The sequence below is a fragment of the Paenibacillus nuruki genome (assembly GCF_001721045.1).
Lineage (GTDB): Bacteria > Bacillota > Bacilli > Paenibacillales > Paenibacillaceae > Saccharibacillus > Saccharibacillus nuruki.
In genome coordinates, this window is record NZ_MDER01000032.1 from 182,769 (window position 1) to 203,813 (window position 21,045).

The following is a 21,045-nucleotide window of genomic DNA, read 5'->3' on the forward strand; positions in this document are numbered from 1 at the left end:
TATCATAGAGCATATTTGTAAGCGTTTTATTCCAATATCATCAGCAGTGCAAAACAGCAATAATATACTAAAGAATTATTGTGAACGCTTCAGTTTAAGCTTGGTTCAGGTTAGACCATTACTCATTATAAGGGGATATTACCATGAAAAAATTATTGGCTGTTACCGCTTGTCCAACCGGTATTGCTCACACGTATATGGCTGCTGAGTCATTGCAAAAAGCTGCGGATCAAAAAGGTGTACCGATTAAAGTCGAAACGCGTGGTGCAGTCGGAGTTGAAAATGGTCTAACCGCTCAAGAAATTGCTGAAGCACATGCTATTATTATCGCTGCTGATACCGATGTAGATGAAGATCGTTTTGCAGGAAAGCCAGTTATCCGTGTTGCGGTTGCACAGGGGATTAAAGTGCCAGGGGAATTGATTGATCGTGCACTTGCCAAAGAAGCTTCTAGTGGTCTTGGGGCTTCACCAACATCTAGACCTGAAGAAAATGAAGGTCGCAAGCCTAATATGTTCTATAAACACTTGATGAATGGTGTATCCAATATGTTGCCGCTTGTTATTGCGGGTGGTCTAATTATCGCATTCTCATTCTTATTCGCTTTCACTAAAGGTGGAGTCGATCAAGTCGAAGGTTCATTCGGAGCTGCTTTGTCCACAATTGGTGGCGCTTCAATGGGACTTATGGTTATCGTCTTATCTGGATTCATTTCGTTCTCTATCGCAGGTAAACCCGGACTTGCACCTGGTTTAGTTGGTGGTGTACTTGCTAAAGATATGGGCGCTGGATTTATCGGCGGTATTATCGCAGGTTTTGTAGCTGGTTATATTGCACATTACTTGATCAAAACGATCAAAATGCCTAAAAACTTTGAAGGTCTTAAACCGATTTTAATCGTTCCAGTCTTGTCTGTTCTTGCTATTGGTCTATTGATGGTCTACGTTATCGGTCAGCCGATTGAATGGTTGTTGACTGGTTTGACAGCTTGGTTAACGAATATGGGTGCAGGAAATGCAATTATGCTAGGTGCTATTCTTGGCGCAATGATGGCACTTGATATGGGTGGCCCTTTCAACAAAACAGCGTATACGTTTGCAGTAGGACTGCTAGGTGCTTCACTGTATACACCAATGGCTGCTGTTATGGCAGCAGGGATGACTCCACCACTAGGTATCTGGTTAGCAACCGTTATAGCTAAAAATCGCTTTACGAAAGAAGAACGTGAAGCAGGTAAAGTTGCTTCGGTTCTCGGATTATCGTTTATTACCGAAGGAGCGATTCCGTTTGGTGCAGCCGATCCGATTCGTGTTATTCCTTCCTTTATGGTAGGTTCAGCAGTTGCTGGTGCATTGTCCATGTACTTTGGTGGCGGACTACATGCTCCTCATGGTGGTGTATTCGTTCTCTTTATCCCGAATGCAATTGATCATTTACCACAATATGTATTATCTATTGTGATCGGTACAGTCGTTACAGCATTGATGGTCTTGTTGCTTAAACGCAAAGCACCTGCTAAGTTATAAGTAATTATAATTCATTACAAGCGATCGGAAAGACCCTCTTTCCGGTCGCTGTCCATATTTCTGCTTAGTGGGTTCACAAATAATAATTAGATGAAGATGATGAGAAGGAGTGACACTAGCCATGAATATCAGCGAACTATTAAGCACAGAAAGTATTTTTTTACCTTCTACAGCAACTACACGTGAAGAAGCGATTCAACAAATGGCAGCCGGTATGAAAGCTTCTGGTGCAGTGACCAACGAAGCAGCTTATGTAGATGCTGTGATGGCACGTGAACAACAAAGTTCAACAGGAATTGGTTTTGGTGTAGCGATTCCTCATGGTAAATCAGCAGGTGTAGCCAAAGCAGCTTTAGCCTTTTCACGATTTGCAGAGCCGATTGATTGGGAATCTTTAGATGATCAACCTGCTCAAATTGCATTTATGATTGGTGTACCTGAAGAGAATGCTGGAAATGAACATTTGCAGATTTTAGTGGCTCTTTCTCGCAAATTAATTCATGAAGAATTTCGTGCTGAATTGATCAATGCTCAAAGCAAACAAGAAGTGATTGATATTTTAACGCGTACGATTGGATAATATAAATTAGATATAGTTATATGTAAATAAGAGCGTATTACCTTTTGATCAGGTGATACGCTTTTTTTGTTGTCCTTTTTGATGATTCATGATCGACGAAGTGATAAGGATACATCATAGCTAGGCGTTTGAAAGTCATGGAGACGGTTAATGAACAGTATCTTACAAAAATAGATACGTATAGAACCAACTATAAAATAAAGGTGGAACATAATGAGCAAATGGATAGAGTTTACTCAAGCTTCGCGATTGCATTTTGTGCCTTTGATGATCATTTGTGTGGTACAAGGAGCTTTGGCAGCATGGATCTGGAATGACCAGTTTAGTGTGATCATTTTTCTATTAACGTTGATTGGCTCCAGTGCCATACATATTTTTTCGATGATGATTAATGATCTATGGGATTATCGTAGTGGTGTCGATGTAGCTGCTTATCAATCGGATGAATCGATTTCAACCGATTCAGGGTATCTGACTACTGGGAAATGGAGTGAACAAACATTTGCCCGGGTGACATGGAGTATGCTGGCAATTACGATTATCTGTGCGGTAACATTATACTTTTTAAGCGGATGGGGCGTTTTATTACTGGGTGGCATAGGTGGATTATTGGCTTTATTTTATGTCGTTCCACCGGTCAAATACGGATATATTGGTAAAGGCAGTAGTGAACTTGCACATGTATTATGTTTTGGCGTTTTTCCAGTCATGGGTGCTTATTATGTGCAGACCGGTCATTTTGATATCCGATTATTCTTTTTGTCACTACCGATGGGATTACTAACGACATTAACCTTTTTTAATCACCATTTTTTACATTGGAAAACAGATAAAAAAGTTGGTAAGCGTACACTGGTAGTTGTATGGGGAGAACGCAAATCTTTTCGTTTTTCGATTGTTTTGTTGTGTCTTGCACTGTTCAGCATTTTGATCTGTGTGCTTGTAGGCGGATTGCCGATCTACGGTATTCTTGCTTTACTGACAGCTATTCCATTGTGCCGTATGTACCAGCATATGAAAAACAAACGTAATTTACAGACGCATCAGCAATTACTATGGTTATCTTTACGAACTTCGCTTCAATGTGGAACCGTGATGATTCTGGTATTGTTGGTCGGTCGATGGATATGGATCATCTAATAATCGTATAGCCATTGAAAAAGTTAAACCGCAAAAAAAGACATTCTAAACCAATGTCTTTTTTTGTTTAAATACCGAAAATAGCTACTCAAACATAGACAGTAATATAAAAATTTTCTAAAATGTATGTACAAGTAGGACATTATGGAGCATAATTTAATTATTTATATGTACAAGTTCATTACTTTTGTAAGCGGTATCTTTATTATAAAGAAGGAGATGACAACATGAAGCAACCAACAACATCTATCAATGAACAAATTACGCTTTGGAATCAACAATCCGCTTTGGATGCAGGAGGTCAACATTTCAAAACAATCGGTATTCATATCGAACTTGAAGCAGGTGCCGTTCGCAAACTTCCTGCATATGTGCAGACCGAAAGATATCAACAAGTAATGGTTGTCTATGATACGAATACGTATGAAGCAGTAGGACGACAGATTATAGATTTGCTACAAAGTATAGAGGTAGGTATTACAGAATTAGAACTACGTGAAAATAAAGTGGGTGATGTGATTGCAGATGAAGCGACGATCGTACAATTGTTGCTAGCTGTAACCCCTGAGATAGATGCTATTATTGCAGTCGGTTCAGGAACGATTCATGATGTAGTGCGGATCGTTAGTTATAAAATGGATAAACCGTTTCTTTCTGTACCTACCGCTGCGTCGGTCGACGGATTCACTTCTGCGGGAGCACCGTTAATCGTTAATGGAACCAAAGAAACGTTTCAAGCCAAAGCTCCACAAGCTATTTTTGCCGATATCAATGTCTTAATGAATGCGCCACAGACTTTAACTGCCGCAGGATTTGGGGATATGCTAGGCAAATGTACTTCACTTGCCGATTGGAAAGTATCTCGTGATCTCGGTAATGAACCTTATAACCAATTGGTCTATGACATCACAGAAGAAGCACTTAATCAATGTATTGAAAAAGTAGACTTGATTGCTTCAGGTAGTGCAGAAGGCATCTATACCGTGATGCATTCGTTACTTGCTTCAGGAATAGCGATGTTGATTGCTGATCATTCTCGCTCTGCTTCAGGTGGAGAACATCATATTTCTCATCGCTGGGAAATGGAACTGATCAAAGGTGGACACCGACAAATTTTACATGGAGCCAAAGTAGGTGTGGCTTCAGCACTTTTAGCTGATCATTATCGTCAATTATCAGTTACTCATCCTGAAGTTAAAGCATTTGCCGCTTACAAACATATTCCGACCAGTGCACAAATGAAACAATGGTTATCTGCCGCAGGTGGACCGAGCGAATATGAGCAATTAGAAATGCCAGCTGAATGGTTAGAGCTTGCTTTACATTCAGCGCATACGCTACGTAACCGTTATACAGGACTGAAATATATGAATGAACATCAATTGATCTAATAGACTATGTTTATGGTAAAATAACATATCATATATCTTTATCAATCGTTCGGAGGAATTATGGCCGCAAAATACAGACAAGTTCGAGATGAAATATTATCATGGATACATTCATCCAAATTATTACCGGGTAGCCGACTGCCTTCAGAACATGAGATCGCTGATCAATTCAGTGTAAGCCGACAGACTGTTCGTCAAGCATTAGGAGAGCTGGTGCGAGAAGGCTGGTTAAACCGGATGCAAGGTAAAGGAACATTTGTTGCTGATCCTGCTGTCAAATCGGTCGATGATAACAAAACTGTCGGTGTCATCACAACCTATATCTCTGATTATATTTTCCCACAAATTGTGCAAGGCATCGAAACAAGACTGCGTAGCGAGGGCTACCGGCTGTTACTAGCAAGTACAGAGAACGATCCCACCAAAGAGCGGGAGTGTCTAGAAATGATGCTCAATCAGTCTCCAGCGGCTTTGATTGTAGAGCCTACTCGTAGTGGAGAACGTAGTGCGAATCTGAATTATTTTCTGACGATTGAAAATCGGTCTATTCCTTATCTAATGATCAATGCGAGTTATGAAGAAATGGATTCGGCTTGTCTACGAATGGATGATGAGCGTGGAGGGTTTTTGGCAGCTCAGCATTTAATTGAGTTAGGGCATCGGCGCATAGCCGGTTTTTTCAAAACAGATGATATGCAAGGTGTGCGCAGAATGAAAGGGTTCGTAGCTGCTCATCGCAAGTACAGTATTCCGCTACAGCCATCACTGATCTTCACGTATAATACAGATGATAAAAGTACTGCACCGATTGCACAAGCGAAGCAGTTGATCGAACAATCTGCTCAAGAACGTGCAACAGGCTGGGTTCTATATAATGATGAGTTAGCTGTGAATTTGCTTCAAGTGGTACGTGAAGCAGGATTGTCTGTACCGAATGACCTTTCGTTAGTCGGATTTGACGATTCTTTTTTAGCGACTGCAACAGAAGTGAAGTTAACTACACTTAGTCATCCTAAGCATGCATTAGGCACAGCAGCAGCAGAAATGATTTTGCAGATGTTAGATGGAGAACAACGTGGTCTGGGTGAGAAGATACATACCCCTGAACTGATTATTCGAGAATCGACATCATCTCCAGCATAATCATTTATATAGAGATCAACAAGGAAGAACGGTTATCTCTTTAAGCTATTTTGTAATAAGGAGTGTACTTATGAAGACATTAGAACAAGCATTATCTACATTTGTAGAAACTCATCGTACCTTTGAGCTTCAGGGTCACTTTACTCCGATACAACCGGACACATTACAGCAACAGTGGCCAGACAACATTCCAAGTTCTGCTGAATTGGATTATTATCTGAGTCGTTATCAACCGAATGATATCCTGATTGAAACAGGTTTTGCTCCGATCATTTTTTGGTCGATTGATCAATTGCAACAAGCATTGATCGGTTATCGCTGGGTAGGCATGTCTGAGCCATTTGAAGCAAGCGATACATGGCCATCTCATTGGGTAATTATTGCAGATGATCTGGGTAAAGGTAAGCCTATTCTGGTAGACACTCATCAAGAAGGCACACCTGTATATGCAGGCTATGACGCAGGGAACCCTTTTTTAATAGCATCAAATCTAGCTGATTTTTTTACCGCTATGACGGCATGGATTGAAGTGGTCTATGGATCATTTGATGTTTTTGAAATTACCGATGATGATAGTGTGGTTTTACCTGAATTTGATGCTCAGTTAAAGGTTGCGCTTGAGCCTATTTTGGGAGTGGAATTATTCGCGCATTTCTATGATTACTTTTATGGATGATATGCATATAAAAAAACTCCGCTTCTCACTAGATTCAGTGGGAAAGCGGAGTTTTTGTACTGCTTATTTGGTTGTACCTATACATTCAATGTGAAGATGCTAGATTACGCTTGAGATTTTTCGTCTTCGCCCAATACACAGTCAGCGAATAAGACAGATTTGGGAATACGGAAAAATTGCTCTGTTTTTTCTTGAAATGCAGGAGAAGGCAAAGTTGCTTGATGTAACCACTTGCGGAATGTACCTGGATGAACACCAATCCAATGACTGACATCGGTTACAGATAAATCATGAACCATACATAAACCTGTCAAAATGTGATTGCGTACCGGTGAACGAGTAATCGTTCTTTTCATAAAGCGAGAAGGTTCTTGCTGGCAAATCACAGGGCTATTATTAATCACCTGTTGGTTAAACAAAATGTGATGCGGATATCCTAATTCCCGGCATACTTTTTCAAGATTAGCTTTGCCAGGGAGGCGGCCTTCATAGACCCAAGCACTAACGCTTCGTGATGAAACCGATAACCGTTCTGCAAGTTCAGATAGTTTGATATCGTTGACCATGAGTACAGCAAGCAATACACGATTGCGAATTTGACAACGTGTCGGTCTGCGGAATCGCTTTACTCGAACTCCTTTGCCGAGATACTTACGGTTGATCAGAGACCACGCCTCTATAAAGTGTCGTTCTGGTTGATTAGGCATATTTCCTCCGATTAATCTATTTTTTCGTGATATTAGGTTTAGTGTCCTTTCAACATCCTACAACACACAGACGCTCGTTTCAAGCTGACATGGACACTATTTTTAACCAATTAAGAATATTTATCAAATAAGAATGATTATAAGCATAATAACATATGCAAATCAGTAATATAGATCATAGCAGTATCTAAAAGTTGATCTATATGTTCTTTAATCCTTCTTTATATACTTCAAACGTTCTCACCTCAAAATCAATAAAACATACTCTCTTTACATCAACAAATGAATAGAAAAATAAACAGGATAAAGCTATCGAATATTTTATCAAATTAGTATGCGTTGTTATCCGCAGAGAGATTTTAAAATAGAACCATAAAATACACTTATATCTATATTTATCCTTTTATAGTTTCATATATCCATATTATTTAAGAGCTAAATGATTAATTTTATAAAAAAATAAAAATAGAGCGTATGACTTGGTACGTCTGGGTTTCTAATCAATTGTGTGCAAGTATTTTGGTTCTTTTATAAAAAAATAAATTCATTTCTGATACATTTGTTGTTTAATGGGGTATTAAATAAGACGATAGCCGATTGCTTGACCAAATCGGTTGCAACATCTAAAACTACCACATAATCGTTTTATATTATTAGGAGGCCAATACTTATGAGTACAAATCACGAAAAACTTACAGCAACAAAAAGAGAAAGTTCAAAACGTTCTGAAATGCGTGAACTTCGTCTAAACGGACGCGTTCCAGGTGTAGTATATGGTCCAGATTTGGGCAGCGTACCTGTACATGTAGATTCCAAACAATTGCTAGCTCACGTTAAACGCGGTGGAGCAGAAATGTTCTCACTTGCTGTTGAAGGCGGAAAAGAAGTACAAGTATTGATTAAAGATGTACAACGTGTAGATGGTCGCATCTTGCATGCTGACTTTATGCAGGTTTCTGATACTAAACCAATTCAGGTAACAATGCCAATTGACTTCCACGGCGAAGCAATCGGTACTAAATCTGGTGGGGTATTGCAACACCAAGCAACAGAACTAGAAGTGAGCGGTTTGGCTAAAAACTTGCCAAGTAGCCTTGAAGTTGATATTTCCGGATTGGAAATCGGCGACAGAGTCATCGCAAGCGATGTTAAATTACCATCTGGCGTTACATTGGTATCGAATGAAGAAGAGATTATCGCTTCTGTAATCGTACCTCGTGTAGCTGAAGAAGATCTTGAACCTACTACTGCTGATGAAGCAGAAACAACTGATGCTGCTACAAATGATGCAGGCGAAGAAGTTCCAGAAGTGGGCAAAGAATAATAGTATTCATACCCGGTATGAATCTGTAATATAGCATGACCAAAAAGCTGGTACTCTTTATGAGTATCAGCTTTTTTTATCAGCGCATCTGTAATTCATTTATGATACGATAAGAAAGAAACTTATTGTCTATACAAAGGAGCTATTCTGTTATGATCAAACACATTGTTTTATTTAAGTTGAAAAATCCAACAACTGAAGTTGTAAATGAAACCGTAGCCAAATTGAGAAGTTTGGAAGGCAAAGTGGAATCACTGATTGCTTTGGAGATTGGCGCAGATATTTTACGTACAGAACGTTCTTATGATGTAGCTTTGACCGCTACATTTGAGACATTAGAAGGTCTACAAGCGTATCAAGTGCATCCAGAACATGTGAAAATCATTGAATACATGAATAGTGTCAGAGAAAGTTCAATAGCAGCAGACTACGAATACTAAGGCGGTGTGACTCTTTTGTACTATATAAACCGTGAACAGATTGAACGAAGAATTGTAGCCCTAGAAGATGTATGTGAAGCATTACAACAAGTGTCTACGCATTGGGACAGCAGTCTTATTTCTGGTTTTGTTCAAGAGCGAGCCCTTCATTTAGCGATTGAATGTGTCACAGATATCGGCAGTTATTTGATTGATGGCTTTATTATGCGGGATGCTAGTAGTTATGACGATATCGTAGACATTATGCGTGATGAGAAAGTGATTGATCAGCCGATGGGTGAGACATTGACTGCATTAGTACGCCTTCGTCGCCCATTGGTACAGGAGTATTATGATTGGAATCGTACAGAACTGCACCCACTAACGACTCCTTTAGTGCATGTGTTGAAAGAATTTGGTCAACGTGTGTATACGTATCTGGATCAGGAATTAGATTCGTTGACTGTAGTAAATGTAGACAGAGCATCAGGTAATTCTACGTCTACATAATATGGAATAAGATTGTAAATATCTTGTTTGAAAAGATAGCTTTGGAATTTACATCCCCCTGTTGATACGCTACAATAGCGTTAATACACAAAGGGATGATGTGACCCTTTTCGCTGACAAAGCGGATGGGGTCATTTTTATTTCAATTTAGAGCAAGGGGGTCATACGATGAAGTCCCATCAGGAACCATCGACCCGGCGCAGTATTATGATTATGCTCAAAACACAAGGACCTTTCAGTGTATCTGAGCTAGCACGGGAATTAAATATTACAGAGATGGCGGTAAGACGTCATATTCATACGTTAGATCAAGAAGGGTTACTGATTACTGAAACCGTGCGTATCCCGACAGGTAGACCATTTTTGCGCTTTCGGTTAAGTGAACGAGCAGAAGAACATTTTCCGCATAATTATCACCAGCTAGCGCTAGATTTGTTGAGTGAATTGGATGAAGAAGATGTAACTCGATTGTTTGAAGGACGTAAGCAGAAGTTATTATCTCGTTATCAAAGTATTGCCGACACTGAAGATCATCAAGAACGAGTAGCGGCGTTAACAGATATTCAGCATAACGGTGGTTATATGGCTCGTTATGAACAACAAAGTGAGAATCATTATACGATTTACGAATACAACTGTCCGATTAACCAGATTGCTAATCGTTATGATATTGCTTGTCAGTGTGAACAGCAGTTATTTGAACAATTGTTGCAAGCTGATGTAGAGCGTACAGAATGTATTGCTAAAGGTGGACGTTGTTGTGTCTATCAGATTCAATTTCAACCCCAATCATCGACAAGTTCTGAGTAAAAGCAGACAGCTTATAGGTCTGCTTTTTGGGTTGTAGCATAATGCTCAGCAGACAAGTGGGATATTTAAGCGGTGTATGGGTAATACACATATAGAAAACATAAGTGAAACGAAGGAGAGATAACAATGCCAAATCATAACAAATCAAAAAGTTTAACATGTGGTATTTTGACAGGACTATTGGTAGGAGGATCTACAGCACTTTTACTTGCACCTAAGCAAGGTCGTGAACTGCGTTCCGATATTTCTACGAATGCTCGTATTGCAGGAGCTAAAGGTCGTGAACTCGCCGAGTTGAGTAGAGAAGTTGTCGGTGTGGTCAAAGATTGGAAAGAACAGATCAATATTGCAACAGCAGAAGTAAAAGTAGAACTGGCTGCTCTTAAAGCAGAACAAGCCGACACACAAGGCCCAGAAACAAAAGGAAATTACAGCGTCTAAATCAACGTTACATCTTTCACTTGCGACTATGTGTGTATACGGTATAATAGGTACAGTTTACGAAAAGGAAGCGATATGTACGTGCAACAACCGATAGCTATATTTGACTCCGGTGTGGGAGGATTAACTGTTGCAAAAGAAGTTATGCGACAACTACCACGCGAAAAAATCATTTATTTTGGAGATACTGAGCGTGCTCCTTATGGACCTCGTTCTCTCGAAGAAGTTAGAGAATTTACAGAGCAAATTGTGAATTATTTAATGACCTTTCAACCTAAAATGATAGTGATTGCTTGTAACACCGCAACGGCAGCAGCCTTAGAACATATCAGTTCAAAAGTGTCTATACCGGTAATCGGTGTAATTCATCCAGGTTCAAGAGCAGCGATTAGTGCAACTAAAACAGGCTTTGTCGGCGTTATTGGTACGGTCGGAACGATTAATAGTGGTGCATATTCAGCAGCGTTGAAGCAATTATCACCGTTTATACAGGTATACAGTCAGGCTTGCCCTGAATTTGTTCCTTTAGTCGAACGTGGTGTATTTCTAGACGATGAAGCTTATGAGGTAGCACAGCAAGTGTTAGCGCCTGTACGTAGTTATCCGATTGATTGTCTGATTCTAGGTTGTACGCATTATCCATTTCTACATGAAGCGATTCAAGCTGCTGTCGGCCCTGATGTTAAGTTGATCAATTCAGCCGAAGAAACAGCACGTGAGATCAGTACTATTTTGTACAATAAAGGCAAGCTAGCGCTTACTGAAGAGTTGCCTGTCCATGAATTTTTCTGTAGTGGCACCGCAGAGATATTTCAACACATTGCCCGTCAATGGCTAGGAGAGCAGATTAAGCTTACTCCTGTATTATGGCAAGTCTCACGAATGGTGTAGTATAGAGCATTTGGATCTCTGCATCTATTCAAAAGTACATAAAAAAGCTACCTTTACTCTTGAAGAGTTGGAGGTAGCTTTTTTGATGCTGCTGTTCATCTATTCTACATTCAAACGATATGGTGATCTGAAAAGTTAGATATGCACGATAGATGCTCCTTTAACGACCTGTTGTAGCGCCTGTACGATTTGCGAAGGACTTTCGTATAACGAACGGTTTACTATAAAATCACGTCCTAGCGCAGCTGCATTGCGTTTGACAGCCAGTCGGTGAGCATCTTCTGTGATCGCTTCAATATCCCGAGCATGAGCCAAACCGAAAATACGACGAATGATCTCACTTCCTGCGAAACCAACAGCATCTGCCCAAATATGTTGTAACTGATATTCCAGATAACCTTCAACCTGTGCAAAATCGTCTACGTTGTTCTGTCGCCATAGATTGGAGAACGTTATTGTAAATACATCCCATACTTGAGTGATATGAAATAACAGTGCAGCTCGGTCACTTTCTTCACGAGCCAGTGCAGACAATAGAGTATTAGCTATAAATAGACCTACATCAAACCCGATCGGTCCGTAAAAAGCAAACTCAGGATCGATAACTTTGGTTTCTTCGTCACTGGCAAAAATACTACCGGTATGCAGATCACCATGTAGCAAAGCTTCGGCATGGGTCATAAATGTCTGCTTCAACTTCGCCGCTTCTAATAAAAGAACTTGATCGTTCCATAATGCTTCTGCCGTAGGACGCAAAATATCTTCTACATCGTTAGTCTCATGGTCAAATAGTGGATACGTGAATACAAAATTTTCTGTAATTTTACACAATTCAGGATTGTGAAATTGTAGTGCTAGTTCACGCTTTTCCTGCGGACCCATTGCAAAGTCTGATGTTGCAAAAAGAGTCTTTGCTAGAAATTCACCAATATGGGTGGAGAGTAACGGATACGTAGAACCACTGGCTAACCCTGTACGTACAATAGTGAGATGAGACAGATCTTCCATAACGGTAATGGCATAAGCTGCATCGGTATAATAAATTTCCGGTACAAACTGAGGTACATGTTTGGCGAAATGTCGCAATGCTTCACTTTCGATCACAGCACGGTTCAAAGTCAAAGGCCAACCTTCTCCAATCACACGTACATAAGGAAGAGCTTGCTTGATAATAATGCCACGCTGAGCAGCAGGTTCTGTGATCCGAAATACCATATTAAGATTCCCATCACCAATTTCATGACAGACCAGATCGGCATTGCTATCGAATAACTCTAATTTTTTGGCAAGGGTGATTGCTGTATGTTCTGTAAGAGCTTCATACGATGGTTGAGAAAGGGTCATATCGAATATCCTCCTTTAAAAATCAAGTATTTAGTATGTCCTATAGCCGATCCAACGTTTTAAGTTATACTTTTTGACGTTTACGATGCACAAAAGTTACTGCCAAAGCGAGAACAAGTACTGCTCCTTTGATAATATCTGTAGTGTAATACTGGACATGAAGCATAGTCATTCCATTGACGAGTACTCCCATCAACACAGCACCGAAAAAAGTACCGATAACATTCGGACGACCTGCACCAAATACCGAGTAGCCTACAAATACGGCTGCAAGTGCATCCATTTGCATCGACGATCCTGCATCAATCTGACCTGAACCGACACGAGCTGCAAATAAAATCCCGCCAACTGCTGCAAATACACCGGAAGCTACATAAGCAAGGGTACGCACACGATTCACACGTAGACCGGATAGGCGAGCCGCTTCTTCATTACTACCTGTCATAATCATTTGTCGTCCGCCACGTGTATATTTGAAGAATAAGTGCATCCCAATCACAGCGACCAGCATTAGAATAACAGGGAAAGGAACACCTAATAATTTACCCTGACCAATCCATAGAAATGAATCCAACATCACACCGGGTGCTTTGGTTCCATCTTGAAATTGCATATTATTGTAGATCGAATACCCTTTTGTATACGTTCTATGAATGCCGCTAACTATATACATCACAGCTAGTGTAGCCAGTAGATCAGGAATACGAATTTTGACAATCAAAAAAGAATTTAATAATCCGACCAGTGCGCCAATAATCAAAGGAACAATCAATACCAGAATCAAAGGCATCTGATGCCAGACCATCATCGCTGCCACTACAACAGTCGTGAGCGATACGGTCGAGCCCGCAGAGAGATCGAATCCATCTACAGTTAGTGAAATCGTAATCCCAATCGCAACAAATGTGACAATTGAGATGGAACGCAAAATATCGCTGATATTGTTGTAGGTGAAAAAGTGTTGATTATAAATAGAGAAAAAGAGTAGCACAAGCCCGATAAAGATCAAAGCTCCATAACGATACGAGAATTGAGCGATTTTGTGATTCATACAAGTTCCTCCCGGCCAGCGCTGGCATAATATAACAAATCTTCTTGTGAAGCTTCTCCATAGTTAAAAGATTTCATGATTTTACCATCACACATGACGAGGATACGATCAGCCAGCCCGATCGCTTCTTCAAATTCACACGTAAGGTATAAAATGCCTTTACCTTGACCAGCTAGTTCTCCGATCACTTTGAAAATATCCCGTTTGGCTCCAATATCGACGCCTTTAGTCGGTTCATCGAGTATAAAAAGTTCTGCATCTGTCTGCATCCATTTCCCAATCGCTACTTTCTGTTGATTTCCTCCACTAAGATAGCCCGTTAACTGCTGATCCGATGACGTTTTGATGCCTAGCGACTTAATCAGTTGATCACCATGCTGTTTTTCAGCAGTTTTCGAGACGATACCCATACGGGTAATTTTTTTCAAAATAGGTAAGCTTAAATTATGCAGCACCGATTCTTTGACCAGAATACCTTCTTTACGGCGTTCTTCAGGAACAAGCACAATCCCGGAAGTAAGCGCATGATAAGGCGTTTTGGAATGTAGGTTACGACCGCTTAATTGAATTGTGCCTCGTTCGGGTTGATCCGCGCCGAATAATAATTTAGACAATTCCGTTTTGCCGGCACCAACCAATCCCACGACAGCAACAACTTCACCACGTCGAACTTCCAGATCGACCCCTTGTACATATCGACCTGCTGCTAGATCAGATACGGTTAATAGAGGGTCACCAATCGTTACAAATGTTTTGGGATATTTTTCTGCAAAAGCTCGACCGAGCATCGAGTGTACCACTTCATTAGCATTGGTCTCAGCTGTAGCCACAGTACTTACCTTTTTGCCATCACGCATCACTGTAATCTTATCGCAGACTCTAAAAATTTCAGGCAGTCGATGGGAAATAAAAATAACCCCGATTCCTTGTGCTTTCAAGCCTTCCATGATGGTAAATAATCGTTCGGCTTCTTCCATACTCAGTGGAGCTGTAGGTTCATCGAAAATAACGAATTTAGCTTGTTCTGCCATAATGCGTGCGATTAATACCAACTGCTTTTCCGCTAAAGACAATTCACTCACCTGTTGACGAGCAGAGATCGCAAATCCTAACTTTTGCAAAATCGCTTCAGCTTGCTGATAAATAGATTTCCAATGCAGAATTGGACTGCCTTGAGAAGAAGTCAGATGACTGAGTAAAATATTTTCGGCGACTGACAACTGGGGAATAAGCGAAGTGTCTACTTCTTGATAGACACACTGAATCCCGGCTTGCTTGGCGGCGGCTGGCGAATCGATCTTGACTTGCTCACCGTTGATCACAATATGACCTTGGTCAGAAGTATAAGCACCCGATAAAATTTTCATCAATGTACTTTTGCCTGCGCCATTTGCTCCGAGTAGTGCATGAATCTCACCACTATTTACTGTAAATTCCACATCGGTTAGTGCAGGTACATTGGCAAATGACTTATAGATGCCGTTCATCACTAGACTACCTGTTGAGACATGTAGAGGAGTATTCATGGGATTGTTCCTTTCGCATCCATATCTGTATAGACAAAATCCGGATCGGTCTCCTAAGAAACCGCCGGAATGTGGGTCTACATTAAAGTAGGAATGTATGTTTTTGGATTATTGTCCAGCCACCGATTTTTCTAGTGCTTTTAATTGATCAGTATTCCCTTGATCACTTTCGCCCCAGCCTTTTACATATTCATTGAGATCTGCTGTCGTTACTTTTTTGTCTTTGGGTAGATCATCACGCTGTACATAGACAGGTTCCAATTCTACTTTTTCATCTTTGGTGTTGCCAGCGAATTTTTGGTACAAATAACGAACTTGTACACGTCCGATTGTTGTCGGGTCAACAGCTGCTGAAGCGATCCACGGACTATTTTTATCCTGAATCAAATTCAAATCTTCATCACTCAGATCAATACCATAGACTTTGATCTCATCACGTCCCGCTTGCTTGATTGCATTTGTTGCGCCTTTAGCGAATTCATCCCAAGCTGCCCAGACAGCTGTAATATCACCTTTATTTGGATATTGTTTTAAAATAGCTTCCATTTGTGTCTGTGCATCCAATTGAGCATTGTCTGCTGTACCGAAAGCGGCAATTTCTTTGATATCTGGATATTTGGCTTGGAATGCTTTATACGAAATTTGACGAGATTCCATAGGAGGGAAGCCAGCAACCCAAATTTTAACGATATTGCCTTTACCATTTGCATCTTTCGCCAGTTGGTCTAACGTTAACTCCGCCATTTTCTGATCGTTTTGTGCCAGATTAGTTACGCCTTGTACGCCATCTAATGCAGAGTCAAAAGCAACGATAGGGATATTGGCTTGCACTGCTTTTTGTACGCCCATTGTAAGAGCACCTGCGTCTCCATGATCAAGTAAGATTCCATCGAACTCACCCTGATTTACAGCTGCATCGAGAGCAGAAGCCATTTTGCTCAGATCGTTATCTGCTGTAATGACTGTAACGGTTCCACCATATTTGGCAACTTGATTTTTTACACCATCTACATATTGAGCTGAAAAAGTTCCGTTGTTTAAACGCATAATGAGAGCGATATTTTTACCTTTAAGTGGTTGATCAGAAGAACCTGTAGCCGTGGCATCATTACTGGCCGCTCCATTACCGCAAGCACTTAAAGCCATTACCAAAACTACCATTAATGTAAGCAAGCTAGCTAACTTTGAACTCTTTTTCATTTTCTTTTCCCCCTGTACATAATCGCTTTAAAGCTTTCAAGTAATTAATTATATTAAAATTTAATATAGAAGCTAAAACCAAGTATGTCAATGGGTTTTATGTAATTTGATGATTTTTGTCGAAAAGTACGCGATAAGAATAAACATTTACTATAAAAAAAGTATAAAATTAGATATCAATCAGTAACCTAAAGGGTAATATATAAGTAACTAAACTTTTAAATGCTTGATTGGTTGTCTAAACATCGTTGTCTCAACATTCTTTCGATAGAAAGGAGGTGAAAGCTCCTATGAAGTATCGAGTGTTAGCTTTGTTGATTGCTTTGTTTTTGTATTATTTTACACATCATGATATTGCTCATGCCGATGGAGAAGTATCGAATTCTGATTCATCCACTGCTCAGACTTCATCGACGACAAATGAATCGGCGAAGTCCACAACAAGCTTAGTTGGTAATGTATTAAGTAGCACAACCAGTTCGATCAGTAATGTAGTCAAAGATACCGTCAAAGGTACAACAGATACTGTCGACAAAACAGTAGACAATGTATCCAACACTGTAAAAGACACAACCAGTCAAGTATCTACTACAGTAGATCAAGCCACTACAGATGCCACTACGATTGTCAAAGACGTTGTAGATCTACCTGTTAATGTCATTCAAGAAGTAGATCAAGCAGCTAATGGACAATCTTCTGATGTATTAGGTAGTGTAACTTCTGCAGTAGATCAGACGGTGAACAATGTTACAGACACTGTGCAACATACTGTAGACAACACAACTAATACCGTTACAGGTGTCTTAGATTCTACCGTTAAAACAGTAGAGGATACGGTCACTTCTGTTGTAGATACAACCACAACGGTTATACCCGAAGTCGTACCTGTTGTTCCTGATGTGCCGGTGATCAATCTTCCGCCGATTGTACCGCAGCTTCCAGTAGACGTTCGACCTACTCCGGTACCGGATGATTCCGTAGCACCGAATCCATCGAAAGATACAACTGCAACTCACCATTCTCAGAAAAATAGTACTCAAGGTGATCCGGATAGTCATACACCAGCTATGCCACCGGTTCAACCTGCTGTCCCATCGGTTCATATTGCAACGCAGTCCCCATCGACAGAGGCAGTTCAATCTTCACCGATCAATGAGTCTAACGATAAAGATATACCAGCTTCAATTCCATCACTACCCAAATCTATTTCCAAAAATATTTCTACGATTCCAAGTCCAGTTCAAGAAAAAGTTCAATCTGTTCAGACATCATCAGATGCAACAGCATTGCCAGTAGATGAATCTGTATCTGATGGATCAAATCCAGATGCGTTGGCAATTCAGACATCTGTTGAACCAGAACCATCCAGTAAGCCATTCATTTCAGATGTGAAAGGAACAGAACCTGTTTCTCCAAGCGCAGCGATTTGGCTTGATATTCAAGGCGTGCAAGGATTAGTCGTTGCACATTCTTCAAGTTCAGCAGAATGGTCTAGTAACAGTAATCCTTCCAATTCGCAAAATGTATTTGTTAATAATCGTTTGGCAAATTGGAAGCATTATCGTATTCATCTTTTAACGTACCGTGCTCAATCCGAGCATGGCAGTAATCAATGGACACATGCACCACCAGGACAACCACCGCAAGAAGCTCCCTATTTTATTTGAAAAAATAAAAATTAAAGGGAGCGATTAACAATGAGATGGTCAATGAAAACAATGGTAGCGACAGGTTGTCTAGCGGCGGTATTGGGATGGTCACAAGGAACAGTATCAGCAGATTCAACAAATGATGCATTGCTGAAAATTGATCTTCACAATGAAGATTCTTCATCGAGTGCTGTTCATGTAGGTATTTTGGAAAATAAAGATACAACATCAACAGACTCTTCTGGATCGAATGAAGTAATCAGTATTGAGACAGAAGATACAATACTCGGTGATGAATTCAATGTTGATGTGTTACCAGAGCACAACAATACGACAACAGATCAACAAGATCATCAAGCTGCTGTAGAGGTGACAGGAACCGATACAATCGTAACGGACGACTTGCATATTGGTGTATTGGATCAACAAAATCAATCCACTGATAGCAATACCAACGACCATGAAGCTGTAGTAGAAGTAAGTGGAACGGATACTATTATCGGAGACGACTTACATGTAGGAGTGTTAGACAACAGTGATTCTTCTACCGATACTACAGATAGTAATCATGAAGCTGTAGTGGAAATAAGTGGAACGGATACTGTTGTAGGAGAAGATTTGCACGTAGGTGTATTAGATAACAGTAATTCTTCTACAGACACTACAGATAGTAATCATGAAGCTGTAGTGGAAGTAAGCGGAACCGATACTATTATAGGAGACGACTTGCATGTAGGTGTATTGGATAACAGTGATTCTTCTACCGACACTACCGACACTACAGACAGTAACCATGAAGCTGTAGTAGAAGTGAGTGGAACGGATACTATTATTGGAGACGACTTACATGTAGGTGTATTGGATAACAGTGATTCTTCTACCGACACTACAGATAGTAACCATGAAGCTGTAGTAGAAGTAAGCGGAACCGATACTATTATCGGAGACGACTTGCATGTAGGCATATTGGACAACAGTGATTCCTCTACCGACACTACAGATAGCAACCACGAAGCTGTAGTGGAAGTAAGTGGAACCGATACTATTATCGGTGACGACTTGCATGTAGGCGTATTGGATAACAGCGATTCTTCTACTGACACTACAAATACTAACCAACAAGCGGTTGTGCAAGTAGCGACAACTGACCTGATTGTAGATGCTATTGATCTTTCTATTTTGGAAAATAGCAGTCAGCAAAATGCAGCAGGTCAGACAGATCATTCTTCCCTTATTTCAGTAGGGTTATTGGATAATGTGTTGCCTGGTATCAATGTGACTGTACTGGAAAATGAAACATTTACTCCAACACCAAGTACAGAAAATCCAGATGACACCAATCCAGATAACAATACACCTACTATTCCTCAACAACCAGATAATGGTAGTGGAACAGAAGGGAACACAGGAAATAACGGGAATAATGGAAGCAATGGCAATAATAACGACAATGGTACTCCCGGTGGAACTAGTGGTAACGGATCTAATACTACTGGCGATACAGGTAATACCAATGATAATGCTACTGGAAATGCAGGTTCTAATAATGACACCTCAGGCACAAATAATGGAAATTCATCGGTAGGTAATAGTGGTAGCCCAACTGTCGGATCATCTAGTGATAATACAACCTCTAATCCTTTTCCTAACAATACTGGATTATCTACAGTGACCACAGCTTCTATTACTAATCCTATACCTGTAACGATAGAAGATACGCAAGGAACTGCATTCCCATCTGATAGTATTAACAATCATCAACCGAATCGTGTAATTACAGCATCTGCGGATATACCACAATCTGTAGCATGGACTACAGAATCTTCTGTTCAGCCAGCCAAAGGAATAGTGACTGCGGCGAGTATAGCGGCTAACAGCACAGATGTTACAGCAGATATGACCACATCTTCATTATCTGTGTTGCCAAAAACAGGAGAATGGTTAGATTCGACAATGCTTTACACGCTTGGTGCTTTGATGATGATCTTCGGATGGATCGTTCGTCGTCGTTCTTTACGTTCTAATCGTCAAGGACGGTGAATAGAAATGTCCAAATTTGTAGCTCGATGTGGAACGTTATTGTTAGTGTTAGGTATAGTGACGATTGGCTATACCTTGTATTCCAACTGGCATACGAATCAAGTACAAGCATCTTTAAAACAAACATTTGCTACCGGGTTGGATCAAAGTACAGAAGTAGAATCTAAGATTCAATCGGTTTCAAGTGAAACGGGTGCAAAGAAACAAAAAACATCAATAACCACAACGGTAGACGGGTTAAAGGTACAAGGTATTCTACGTATCCCCAAGCTTGATCTACAAACAGCGGTTGTCGAAGGTGCTGAACCAGAGCAGTTACAATCTGCTTTGGGTCATATTAGTGGCGGTGGAGAAGTGGGTAAGCTTAACAGCAATTATTCGATTGCAGGTCATCGTTCAAGTCGATATGGTCAGTTTTTTAACCGTCTGCATGAATTGAACAAGCAAGATTCTTTTCAATTGCAGACTTCTACAGGTAAATATGCTTATCAGGTATACGATATTCAGATTGTAGAACCGGATCAAGTACAAGTTCTTCAACCTGAACGAGGACAATCGATTGTAACGCTGATTACGTGCTACCCTGATCACTCCAGTCAATATCGCCTTATTGTCAAAGGTAAGCTTATACAACAGCCAGTTTAACGTATAAATAGAATATATAAGCTAATCACTTA

The 21,045-nt window shown here is 40.3% G+C and carries 20 protein-coding genes; 15 read left to right on the forward strand and 5 right to left on the reverse strand.

What is annotated here, in order from left to right; genetic code table 11:
- Window positions 1–143 precede the first annotated feature (143 nt).
- The 6 genes from PTI45_RS07960 to PTI45_RS07985 all read left to right on the forward strand — a co-directional run bounded on the left by PTI45_RS07960 (window position 144) and on the right by PTI45_RS07985 (window position 6,456).
- Complete coding sequence (locus tag PTI45_RS07960) at window positions 144–1,526, forward strand: PTS fructose transporter subunit IIC (RefSeq protein ID WP_069327027.1); 1,383 nt, start codon at window positions 144–146, stop codon at window positions 1,524–1,526.
- Window positions 1,527–1,647: 121 nt separating this feature from the next.
- Complete coding sequence (locus PTI45_RS07965; RefSeq protein WP_069327028.1) at window positions 1,648–2,106, forward strand: PTS sugar transporter subunit IIA; 459 nt, start codon at window positions 1,648–1,650, stop codon at window positions 2,104–2,106.
- Between the two features lie 213 nt (window positions 2,107–2,319).
- On the forward strand, window positions 2,320–3,246 hold the full coding sequence (locus tag PTI45_RS07970; protein ID WP_069327029.1) for a prenyltransferase: 927 nt from the start codon (window positions 2,320–2,322) through the stop codon (window positions 3,244–3,246).
- A 227-nt stretch (window positions 3,247–3,473) separates the two neighbouring features.
- Window positions 3,474–4,637: a sn-glycerol-1-phosphate dehydrogenase gene (locus PTI45_RS07975; protein WP_069327030.1), complete on the forward strand. Its 1,164-nt coding sequence runs from the start codon at window positions 3,474–3,476 to the stop codon at window positions 4,635–4,637.
- Between the two features lie 60 nt (window positions 4,638–4,697).
- Window positions 4,698–5,780 carry a GntR family transcriptional regulator gene (locus PTI45_RS07980; RefSeq protein WP_069327031.1) on the forward strand — a complete coding sequence of 361 codons (1,083 nt, stop codon included), beginning with the start codon at window positions 4,698–4,700 and terminating at the stop codon, window positions 5,778–5,780.
- A 70-nt stretch (window positions 5,781–5,850) separates the two neighbouring features.
- Window positions 5,851–6,456 (forward strand): SMI1/KNR4 family protein, encoded by a 606-nt coding sequence (locus PTI45_RS07985; RefSeq protein ID WP_069327032.1) that lies wholly within the window; start codon window positions 5,851–5,853, stop codon window positions 6,454–6,456.
- Window positions 6,457–6,560: 104 nt separating this feature from the next.
- On the opposite strand, the gene PTI45_RS07990 is transcribed toward PTI45_RS07985, so the two are convergent.
- Window positions 6,561–7,163, reverse strand: a complete 603-nt coding sequence (locus PTI45_RS07990) for a transcriptional regulator (protein ID WP_069327033.1) — start codon at window positions 7,161–7,163, stop codon at window positions 6,561–6,563.
- A gap of 670 nt (window positions 7,164–7,833) precedes the next feature.
- Here PTI45_RS07990 and PTI45_RS07995 point away from each other — a divergent pair.
- From PTI45_RS07995 to racE, 6 genes are all read left to right on the forward strand, one after another.
- Window positions 7,834–8,487, forward strand: coding sequence for a 50S ribosomal protein L25 (locus tag PTI45_RS07995; RefSeq protein WP_069327034.1), 654 nt, complete (start codon window positions 7,834–7,836; stop codon window positions 8,485–8,487).
- A gap of 152 nt (window positions 8,488–8,639) precedes the next feature.
- Entirely contained in the window at window positions 8,640–8,927 is a 288-nt protein-coding gene (locus tag PTI45_RS08000) for a Dabb family protein (RefSeq protein ID WP_069327035.1), read from the forward strand.
- 15 nt (window positions 8,928–8,942) lie between these two features.
- A complete protein-coding gene (locus PTI45_RS08005; protein WP_069327036.1) occupies window positions 8,943–9,416 on the forward strand; it encodes a DUF86 domain-containing protein in 474 nt (157 codons plus the stop codon).
- 168 nt (window positions 9,417–9,584) lie between these two features.
- Window positions 9,585–10,226 (forward strand): helix-turn-helix transcriptional regulator, encoded by a 642-nt coding sequence (locus PTI45_RS08010; RefSeq protein WP_069327037.1) that lies wholly within the window; start codon window positions 9,585–9,587, stop codon window positions 10,224–10,226.
- 126 nt (window positions 10,227–10,352) lie between these two features.
- A complete protein-coding gene (locus tag PTI45_RS08015) occupies window positions 10,353–10,667 on the forward strand; it encodes a YtxH domain-containing protein (RefSeq protein ID WP_069327038.1) in 315 nt (104 codons plus the stop codon).
- A gap of 81 nt (window positions 10,668–10,748) precedes the next feature.
- Complete coding sequence (gene racE, locus PTI45_RS08020; RefSeq protein WP_069327039.1) at window positions 10,749–11,558, forward strand: glutamate racemase; 810 nt, start codon at window positions 10,749–10,751, stop codon at window positions 11,556–11,558.
- 135 nt (window positions 11,559–11,693) lie between these two features.
- Here the strand turns inward: racE and mtnK are convergent, their stop codons facing one another.
- From mtnK to PTI45_RS08040, 4 genes are all read right to left on the reverse strand, one after another.
- Window positions 11,694–12,902 carry an S-methyl-5-thioribose kinase gene (mtnK, locus tag PTI45_RS08025; protein ID WP_083243411.1) on the reverse strand — a complete coding sequence of 403 codons (1,209 nt, stop codon included), beginning with the start codon at window positions 12,900–12,902 and terminating at the stop codon, window positions 11,694–11,696.
- A gap of 64 nt (window positions 12,903–12,966) precedes the next feature.
- Entirely contained in the window at window positions 12,967–13,953 is a 987-nt protein-coding gene (locus tag PTI45_RS08030; protein ID WP_069327040.1) for an ABC transporter permease, read from the reverse strand.
- Window positions 13,950–15,479, reverse strand: a complete 1,530-nt coding sequence (locus PTI45_RS08035) for a sugar ABC transporter ATP-binding protein (protein ID WP_069327041.1) — start codon at window positions 15,477–15,479, stop codon at window positions 13,950–13,952. Before PTI45_RS08035 ends, PTI45_RS08030 begins: the two co-directional genes overlap by 4 nt.
- A gap of 108 nt (window positions 15,480–15,587) precedes the next feature.
- Window positions 15,588–16,679, reverse strand: coding sequence for a sugar ABC transporter substrate-binding protein (locus tag PTI45_RS08040; protein WP_069327042.1), 1,092 nt, complete (start codon window positions 16,677–16,679; stop codon window positions 15,588–15,590).
- A gap of 290 nt (window positions 16,680–16,969) precedes the next feature.
- Here PTI45_RS08040 and PTI45_RS08045 point away from each other — a divergent pair, with 290 nt between their 5' ends.
- The 3 genes from PTI45_RS08045 to PTI45_RS08055 are packed head-to-tail and all read left to right on the forward strand — an operon-like array spanning window position 16,970 to window position 21,013.
- Complete coding sequence (locus tag PTI45_RS08045) at window positions 16,970–18,346, forward strand: hypothetical protein (protein WP_069327043.1); 1,377 nt, start codon at window positions 16,970–16,972, stop codon at window positions 18,344–18,346.
- 30 nt (window positions 18,347–18,376) lie between these two features.
- Window positions 18,377–20,368: a hypothetical protein gene (locus PTI45_RS08050; protein ID WP_069327044.1), complete on the forward strand. Its 1,992-nt coding sequence runs from the start codon at window positions 18,377–18,379 to the stop codon at window positions 20,366–20,368.
- Window positions 20,369–20,374: 6 nt separating this feature from the next.
- Window positions 20,375–21,013: a class D sortase gene (locus PTI45_RS08055; protein ID WP_069327045.1), complete on the forward strand. Its 639-nt coding sequence runs from the start codon at window positions 20,375–20,377 to the stop codon at window positions 21,011–21,013.
- Window positions 21,014–21,045: the final 32 nt, after the last annotated feature.

Excerpts from the sequence above, each read along its gene's own strand:
- PTI45_RS08040 (WP_069327042.1), bottom strand. The coding sequence starts at position 16,679 with ATGAAAAAGAGTTCAAAGTTAGCTAGCTTGCTTACATTAATGGTAGTT.
- PTI45_RS08030 (WP_069327040.1), bottom strand. The coding sequence starts at position 13,953 with ATGAATCACAAAATCGCTCAATTCTCGTATCGTTATGGAGCTTTGATC.
- mtnK (WP_083243411.1), bottom strand. The coding sequence starts at position 12,902 with ATGACCCTTTCTCAACCATCGTATGAAGCTCTTACAGAACATACAGCA.
- PTI45_RS08050 (WP_069327044.1), top strand. The coding sequence starts at position 18,377 with ATGAGATGGTCAATGAAAACAATGGTAGCGACAGGTTGTCTAGCGGCG.
- PTI45_RS08015 (WP_069327038.1), top strand. The coding sequence starts at position 10,353 with ATGCCAAATCATAACAAATCAAAAAGTTTAACATGTGGTATTTTGACA.
- PTI45_RS07980 (WP_069327031.1), top strand. The coding sequence starts at position 4,698 with ATGGCCGCAAAATACAGACAAGTTCGAGATGAAATATTATCATGGATA.
- PTI45_RS08035 (WP_069327041.1), bottom strand. The coding sequence starts at position 15,479 with ATGAATACTCCTCTACATGTCTCAACAGGTAGTCTAGTGATGAACGGC.
- PTI45_RS07965 (WP_069327028.1), top strand. The coding sequence starts at position 1,648 with ATGAATATCAGCGAACTATTAAGCACAGAAAGTATTTTTTTACCTTCT.
- PTI45_RS08055 (WP_069327045.1), top strand. The coding sequence starts at position 20,375 with ATGTCCAAATTTGTAGCTCGATGTGGAACGTTATTGTTAGTGTTAGGT.
- PTI45_RS07975 (WP_069327030.1), top strand. The coding sequence starts at position 3,474 with ATGAAGCAACCAACAACATCTATCAATGAACAAATTACGCTTTGGAAT.
- PTI45_RS07990 (WP_069327033.1), bottom strand. The coding sequence starts at position 7,163 with ATGCCTAATCAACCAGAACGACACTTTATAGAGGCGTGGTCTCTGATC.
- PTI45_RS08000 (WP_069327035.1), top strand. The coding sequence starts at position 8,640 with ATGATCAAACACATTGTTTTATTTAAGTTGAAAAATCCAACAACTGAA.
- PTI45_RS08045 (WP_069327043.1), top strand. The coding sequence starts at position 16,970 with ATGAAGTATCGAGTGTTAGCTTTGTTGATTGCTTTGTTTTTGTATTAT.
- PTI45_RS07995 (WP_069327034.1), top strand. The coding sequence starts at position 7,834 with ATGAGTACAAATCACGAAAAACTTACAGCAACAAAAAGAGAAAGTTCA.
- PTI45_RS07970 (WP_069327029.1), top strand. The coding sequence starts at position 2,320 with ATGAGCAAATGGATAGAGTTTACTCAAGCTTCGCGATTGCATTTTGTG.
- PTI45_RS08010 (WP_069327037.1), top strand. The coding sequence starts at position 9,585 with ATGAAGTCCCATCAGGAACCATCGACCCGGCGCAGTATTATGATTATG.
- PTI45_RS07985 (WP_069327032.1), top strand. The coding sequence starts at position 5,851 with ATGAAGACATTAGAACAAGCATTATCTACATTTGTAGAAACTCATCGT.
- PTI45_RS07960 (WP_069327027.1), top strand. The coding sequence starts at position 144 with ATGAAAAAATTATTGGCTGTTACCGCTTGTCCAACCGGTATTGCTCAC.